Origin of the sequence: Caldalkalibacillus thermarum (assembly GCF_014644735.1) — a bacterium.
Lineage (GTDB): Bacteria > Bacillota > Bacilli > Caldalkalibacillales > Caldalkalibacillaceae > Caldalkalibacillus > Caldalkalibacillus thermarum.
This window is the reverse complement of record NZ_BMKZ01000070.1, coordinates 1-7,294: the sequence shown is the minus strand read 5'-3', so window position 1 is coordinate 7,294 and position 7,294 is coordinate 1. Positions and strand designations below refer to the sequence as shown.

Annotated in this window: 9 protein-coding genes; 2 read left to right on the top strand and 7 right to left on the bottom strand. The window is 38.9% G+C overall.

Annotated elements, in window-relative coordinates; genetic code table 11:
• The 6 genes from IEW48_RS15875 to IEW48_RS15850 all read right to left on the bottom strand — a co-directional run.
• Positions 1 to 221, bottom strand: a 221-nt coding sequence (locus tag IEW48_RS15875; RefSeq protein WP_503826754.1) for a transposase, incomplete at its 3' end; no start/stop codon positions are given.
• 216 nt (positions 222 to 437) lie between these two features.
• Positions 438 to 1,067, bottom strand: a complete 630-nt coding sequence (locus IEW48_RS15870; RefSeq protein WP_188624609.1) for a hypothetical protein — start codon at positions 1,065 to 1,067, stop codon at positions 438 to 440.
• Between the two features lie 171 nt (positions 1,068 to 1,238).
• Positions 1,239 to 2,666 (bottom strand): J domain-containing protein, encoded by a 1,428-nt coding sequence (locus IEW48_RS15865; RefSeq protein ID WP_229704094.1) that lies wholly within the window; start codon positions 2,664 to 2,666, stop codon positions 1,239 to 1,241.
• 62 nt (positions 2,667 to 2,728) lie between these two features.
• A complete protein-coding gene (locus tag IEW48_RS15860) occupies positions 2,729 to 3,604 on the bottom strand; it encodes a thermonuclease family protein (RefSeq protein ID WP_188624608.1) in 876 nt (291 codons plus the stop codon).
• 242 nt (positions 3,605 to 3,846) lie between these two features.
• Entirely contained in the window at positions 3,847 to 5,127 is a 1,281-nt protein-coding gene (locus IEW48_RS15855) for a DUF2325 domain-containing protein (protein WP_188624607.1), read from the bottom strand.
• A gap of 129 nt (positions 5,128 to 5,256) precedes the next feature.
• Entirely contained in the window at positions 5,257 to 6,087 is an 831-nt protein-coding gene (locus tag IEW48_RS15850) for a tyrosine-type recombinase/integrase (RefSeq protein ID WP_188624606.1), read from the bottom strand.
• A gap of 217 nt (positions 6,088 to 6,304) precedes the next feature.
• Here IEW48_RS15850 and IEW48_RS15845 point away from each other — a divergent pair, with 217 nt between their 5' ends.
• Together IEW48_RS15845 and IEW48_RS15840 are read left to right on the top strand one after the other, a co-directional pair.
• Positions 6,305 to 6,601: a TIGR04104 family putative zinc finger protein gene (locus IEW48_RS15845; protein ID WP_188624605.1), complete on the top strand. Its 297-nt coding sequence runs from the start codon at positions 6,305 to 6,307 to the stop codon at positions 6,599 to 6,601.
• Positions 6,602 to 6,693: 92 nt separating this feature from the next.
• The gene (locus IEW48_RS15840; RefSeq protein ID WP_188624604.1) at positions 6,694 to 6,882 is read left to right on the top strand and encodes a hypothetical protein; all 189 of its coding nucleotides are present in this window, start codon (positions 6,694 to 6,696) and stop codon (positions 6,880 to 6,882) included.
• Positions 6,883 to 7,007: 125 nt separating this feature from the next.
• On the opposite strand, the gene IEW48_RS17255 is transcribed toward IEW48_RS15840, so the two are convergent.
• On the bottom strand, positions 7,008 to 7,294 hold a 287-nt coding region (locus IEW48_RS17255), incomplete at its 5' end, for a hypothetical protein (protein ID WP_229704093.1).

Below are 7,294 nucleotides of genomic sequence, written 5' to 3'. Positions count from 1 at the left end.
TGTTCCACTGTTTCACGATCGCTGGTGCCTAAACGTTCTTTAATGATAAGCGCACCCAAAGCCATGCGCACAGAAAAGGCCTGACGGCCTTCGCTTGTTGATTTGAGCTGCCCGATATACAGATCTTGCGCTTTGTTCCATGGAATTTTTTGAGCGAGTAATACCCAACGGTTGTTGGGGTCCAGTTGACCACCAAAAGGCAGGAAGAATTCATGCGGCATGATCAGCTGATCCTGGTTATGGCGATACACAGTAATACCTCCAAGTGCAAGGTTTTTATGGTGTTTTTTGAAAAACCCTTGCACTTAATTTCGCTAAAAATAGGTCTTTTCCTTTCAATATCAACATTTTTGTGTTTTTCAGCAAACCCTAATTAACCACGATTAATACCTTTAAGTTCATTTGATTCTATTTGATAGTGTTAAAATTATACTAAATTACCACCCTAATGTGTGCGGATATTTATTAATGTACTCTTCGAACGGTTTTTTCCACTTATCACTATTTTTTTCTTCTTCCTCATCATAAGCTTCTTCTCTCCATTCCACACCAATTGACACTGCATTGAGACGAAATGCTTGTATAAATATCACTTCGGCAAAAGTGACCTTATGATCTTTAAATTTTTTTATCAACTGATATTCATAGAAATATTGAGCAATAGTGCTACATAACTTGGCCCCTATGACAATAAGAATGCCATACCATGAAGAAAAGGCGAAGTAACCCAAGACGAACAAAAGTAAATATCTAATATAAAAAGGAATAAAAGAATAATAATAGGCGATGGTCATTTTGTGGGATATTAATGCTCCCACATTAATCATAATCATTGCTAAAAGTGTCGCAAAACCAGATAGAATAATAATTGCCCACCATGATAGTCCCATAAATAATCCCATTAAAATAGATACGGTGCTAAAAAGAGACGGTAATGATTCGATCCCTTCAACCGTCCGCATAATATCTTCAGGTTTTCTCTTGGGATATAAACGAGCCATGATGGTAAATGCTTCTCTTACTGGAATCCTTATTTTTACACCTCTCGGCGATGTGAAAAAATTCAAAGTCTATTCCCTCCCATAAACAGATATTTTCGGATATTAGTGTCATTGTTATTGTTTTACGACATTGGTAATCCGAACAGAAGTTTTCCAGTTTACAATAATTACTTTATGCTAATAACCCCGGCATCATAAAACCAGCAACAAGCGGAATTTATTTTTCGTCATGTTTGGTTAATTAACAAAAACATGATCATAATCTGGTAACAGTGTATAATCTTCGTATAACCAGAAATCATCATCCCAAATAAGATCTTGGTAAGTATTCCAGGTTTCACTTGAATACCAGATAACTATTGGTTCCTTTTCAGCCATGCTTAAAGGAAAAAAATCATCACCATATATTGAATCCCAGCTAACCTTATGAACTTCGACCCCTTTGAGATAATATTTTGCGAATAGATAACCAGTTTGTGTTTTGATTACGGGAAAATAATCAACCCAAAGGTTTCCGTTAGAAGATTGACTTCTAACAATCATTAGACCAACAGGCCATTCTTCAGGGAAACTTTCAATAATAGCTTTTAAACTTTCTTTTTCCTCTTGTTCAGCTATGTGATCAGGTACAAAACCGTACCTATCACTATATAGATAGTTTGCTTGATTAATCGCCTCAATGGCTTCTATTTCAGTTGGAATAACTTCTTCTGAGTTGTTTTCTACTGAAACATTGTTTGGAAATTCTTCATTGTAGCTAAAGCCCTGAATAGAATCAAATTCACTTGAAACAGCATCCGATGATTGTAATGACAAATGATCATTGTCAAGTAGACCAATGGTTACTATAAAAACTCCAACCACGATACCTGCCAAAAACACCAAAACTAATGGAAAACTTTTATTTGTTTCAAATTCTGTTTTGTTATTATGGAACGTATTTCTTGTTTGGTCATCAGTCACTTTATCTTTATTTTCTGAAGTTTTATCGCTATTGTATAATGGTTCGTTACTATTCATATGTTGTGTATACCATTTGGCAGAATTCCATGTTTTCATCTCATAATATAGCTGATGAATTTCATCATAATTTTCACGTCTGTTTGCATTTGATAATACTTCATAAGCCTTGGTTATTTTCTTAAATAACTCTGGATCTCCACCTACATCTGGATGTTTTTGTTTTACTGCTTTCCGATATGCTTGTTTAATCTCTTCAAATGTTGCTGATGGCGAAACATCTAAAATTTGGTAGTAATCCTCAAAACCATTTGAGAGGCCAATGACATCAAAGGGATCACCATAAGGGTTAAAATTATCCTGGTAGTGTTGTTCATAAATCCATGTTCCAATTATGTATTGTGCCTTGCACCAAACGAATATACCGAGCAGATTTTTAAAATATGTTGTATCCTTATAAGGATTAGAGTCCATTTTCTTTAATTCAGGAATGATAAATCCTGTCAATTGATGATATACAAAATTAAAGTGATCCCTTATTGAGTTACGATCAAGGGTAGAAAAAGTTTTAATAAGCGAGTCAGATAAAATTTGAATTGCTCGATCACTTGACCAAACATTGTCAATAAGTTCAGATTCATTATTACAAAACCACTCAACAATTTCCGGAATAGATTCAAGCCCTTGATAACGGGGGATTGTCAAAATAAAATCGCCCCTTTCTTCTAATTTCCTGATTTTTTCTCGTGTTCATAACACTCATAGACCTACCTCTTCGATTTTCTATATCCTGCCGCCTGCGCCTCTTCTTCTGTACAGAACATTTCCTCCGGGATTGTCACATCATAAAACTGTCCACCAGGTACATGATAGATCTTTTCACCTTTTGAGTTAATATTACCTTTTATTTTGGGTTCGTCACAATTGCTACTACTGGTTTTTGAGGCTGTGTTATTTGTTGCTGAGCTTGAATTGCTGTTTTCTTGTCTAGCATAATCTTCTATACTCCATATTCCAATTCCTTTTTGTTGGGCCTCTTTTTCTATCTGGCGAAAGCGATCAACATATTTTACATTGGGAGGAAAAACCGCTACCCGTGCCAACCCTTTTTCCAACAGCATCTCATTGAACATTTTGTCGTCAATCCAAACATAGGCAAGCACACGGCCATAGCGATCCCGCTCTGATACATCCAATTCCAAATGCACTTCTTTGCCTTCCAACATTTCCTTTGCAAACTCGGATGCTTCGGGGCCAAAAGGTTCAACCGGTTTGGACGGATGGACGGTTTCCGGTGTATCGACAAGAATTAACCTGACCCGCTCTTCCTGTCCGTTGATCTCTGCCACAAACGTATCTCCGTCAACAACACGGGTCACAAAAGCAGGAATGGTATTGATCGGTACATCGCTGGTTTCTTCGGTATTTTCTTCTGATGTCTGAGTACCTACATTTTCTTCAGATGTCTGAGCATCTACCTCACTGTTTTCAATAGCTTCCAGCCCCTCTTCCTGTTCTTCTTGAATCGCTTCGCTTTCGTTCTCATCCAAGACGGTGATGGAATTATCAGTACATCCTGCCAAAACTGACAATGCCAGCAATGTCAGAACAAGAAGTTTTTTTGCCAATCCGATTCCAAACATGTTTTACCCTCCGTTTTTTGATTTGTACCGTTTCCGAAAATATTCCTGACACTGTGAACAGTATGACGGGCTAACCTTGTTTTTGTGTGGAGATACAGGATAATCCATTTCTCTTCCACATTGAGCGCAAAGGCCTTTCCTGATTCTTTCCTTGACATAACGCCTGCGTTTTTCCCTGTCGTTACACATCCGTGAACAGTATTTTTGTCTTGGATGTCTTGGCTCGAAGCGTCTGTTGCAGTCTATTGCATGGCAGACTCTCTGCAAAGCTCATTCACCTCTTCAATTATGCGTTCCACATTAATTGACTTTGTAAAATGGATTAATTTGTCATTTTCCAACGCATGAGCTTTGGCTTCCCACATGCTGGCATGGGATATGTATTGTGTCAAGACCACAATAATATCCGCTTTTTGCAGTGTCTGATAGAATTCCGGGTTATGCTTTCGTCCATCGTGAGTGATCACTTCACAGGGATAGTCTTTGGATTCTGCATGTTCACGGCGTTCTCCGCCGATAATGGCAATCGTTTTGCCCTTGATGAAGTCTTGTGTTTCATCAATAAGGTCTTGTGTCTCATCCTGCACTTTATCATCAATAGTTTCTTCAAGCACAACAGGTTGGCTGTAATCTTCAGATTGTTTTTCTTGTCTATACTGCCTTAATTCGTCCATCAATTCATTGATAAAAGATTTCAACTCATGTATTTTGGCTATATCGGCCGGATCACGGGTGTACGCCGTTTGGTTGTTCCGCAAGTTTTTTAATTCCGTGTACGCTTCGTTCAGTTTCTTTTGAAATCCGGCAATTTCCAGTTTAAGAGATTCTATTTTGTGATAGTATTCCGTGTTTTTACGTCTAACCCGTTGCAATTCATCAGTCAATTGACTGATCCTTCTGAACAGAAACGCATTGTCGCCTTTCTCTTTCTTGACAATGCGGCCAATGTATTCTGTTATCAGTCCTTCCAGTGGTTCACCGACAGGAAAATGAAGAAGAACAAAACGTGTTCTGTTTAACCCGAATTTTTTGATGTCTTGCTCAGGTATCCAAGCCAAAGGCCCCAGTTCAAGTATGTGATCATAGATGAAATATCTATTTGCTTCCTGCCAAAAATCAATTTTTTGTTTTGCCGTTTTGAAACGCTGAATGGCATCTTTCCGGTATTGAGCCAACGTCTTACAGTCAGCGTCTATACCCAATGCCTTGTATGCCTGTTCAAACTCTTCTTTCTGAAGTTCGTTAATCGCCTGTCGGAAGTCCTGCAACATATATCCATTGAACGCATCCCAAAACTCACGTTCCTTTTCCTTGAAGGTGTGATACCTTGCCTTGTGAGCCTCTTCCATTTTCTTGTATTCATCTTCCTCCCGCATATTGCCCCATTCCAGTTTGGCTACAGTGATTGTTATGTTTCTAAGTTTGTCAAAATACTCAACTTCACTGGGCGAATATTCCGTCTGACATTTTGAACAAACAAGCGGTTCTACTTGGTGATTTGTCTGATCCATTTTTTTCTCCATGTCAATATATCTCATTTTGCCATAATCATATATCTGCTTTTTATTGACCGTGTGGCAAACCTTGCATTTTCCCCTGAGAAAAACAAGACAATGTATGGGTAACTCAAATATCTTATTATCCAAATGTGTTCACTCCTTTATTGTATTGTGCCACAATTCCTCAACCGCCTGAAGTTTGTCCTCTTCAGTCGGCCGGGAATACCTTACAATCATCTTAGTTGACGTATGGCCGCTCATGGACTGGATCACGGCAATATCTGTATTGTTCCGCACCAATCCGGTGATGAACGTGTGTCTTAGCTGGTGAGGATGTACACCATGCTTCTCTAAAAGGTACTGGACACTACGGACACTGATCCGTTGGCCACGGTTGCTTAAAAAAAGGGCTGGATGGGAGTCTGTCCGCTCATCAAGGTATTTCTGCAACGCCCGGCGGGCTTCCTTGTTAAGAGGAATGACCCGCTCCCTGTTCCCCTTCCCCACTACTCTGACTGATCCTTTCCGTTCACTGATCTCCACGTCCGATCTGTCCAGTGAAACCAATTCTGAAACACGCAATCCCGTGTTGAGTAACATCATCACAATGGCAAAATCTCTTTTGTTTCCCGACCTGTCCACTTCCCGGATGAGCCGGTTCCGCTCCACTTGACTTAAACTTTTTGGTGCTTCTGTATAGTATGAAGGGGGTTGAACAACGGCAATGTCCTCTATCGTTTCTTCTTTCCCGGCCCACCGGCTGTATTTTTTGATGGCGTTCCATATCTTATTGATGGTGGCCGCACTTTTCTTTTTGGCCACCAGATAATCTATGTATTGCTGGACATCGGTACGTGCATACCCTTTTAAATCCGTTCCAGCCCCTTGAAGCCAATGTTCAAACTGTCTCAACGCCTGCTCATATGTTTTGACGGTTGTGGCCGATTTTCCTTTCAGCCCCTCTTTGACAAACCGGTTAATCAATGGTATCCCCCCTTATTTTTTGTCTTAAGAAATTCTACGCAAAAATTTTTGTGAGATAATCCGGGGTTTTCGTATGCTTTGGACATGGTTTTCAACACAATTATAGCGTAGAATTACACTTCTACGCCAAAATTCTACGCAATTTATATTTATATAGATGGAATCAACATTGCTTCTGTGCCATAATAATAATATCCTCAGAGGGGGATTACTTACTATGAAGGTGCCTTCTTGCTGGTCGTGTCAATATCAATTTAAATGGAGAGAGCTATTCTTTATATTCGATGGCCGTAAGAAATGTCCCAGATGTGAAGAAAAACAGTTTTTTACCACTGATACAAAATGGAGACAAGGGTTTGCTGGTGTCCCTTTACCATTTGTTCCTTTTGTAGGTCAAATACTTAACTTTTCTTTTCCAATGATCTTATCAGCCATGCTAATAATAGGACTTATCATTATTCTCATAGCCCCTTTTTCATACGAATTTACAGATAAGCAGCAACCATTATTTTAGTCTCATTAGTCGGTACCCTCCAAAAATCCCCTACTCTAAGCGACAACGTAGGTGGTAAGAGAAACTAACTACAATGGAAAGGAGATAGTTTATTGCTAAATCAGCAATATCTTAAGTTTGGTATTGCATGTGGTATCTTTTTTGCCATTGGTTGGATTGGTGTCCGACATTTTTTTGAAGGAGAGTTAACAGGTAGCACATTGATTGGTGGCTTAATTTCTTTTATTGTAATTATCCTTACCTCTTTGTTCATGGGCTATAAAAACAAAAAGCGCGATTGAATCTCAGAGAATATCAATCTCAATACATCTGAAAGGCTGATCCAGTTGCACTCTGCTTTATCCTCTATTAGCCAAATTCGGTTTGTGCTACTTTTTCTTTTCCTTATGATATTTGTTGTAGTGCTTCAACATGTTCCGGGAGCATCTTTCTGCTGGAAATCCACATGAGGTTGAAACCAGGTGTAATTTTTGTTTCCTTTCGCAATGTTGATGTCTCCTTTCTCAGCAGCCAATATGTTACTTAGTTCAAAGGTACGTTGCTGTCCACGAAGGGTGCAAAAAGCCATGATCTTGTCGTCAGTTATTTTCTTTATGAATATTGTTCGGTATGTGATGTGGCCTTTTTTATCCATATAGATAATGTCCACCGGATGATTCATCATCTTCTGTTTCTGTAGGAATTTTTTCATCA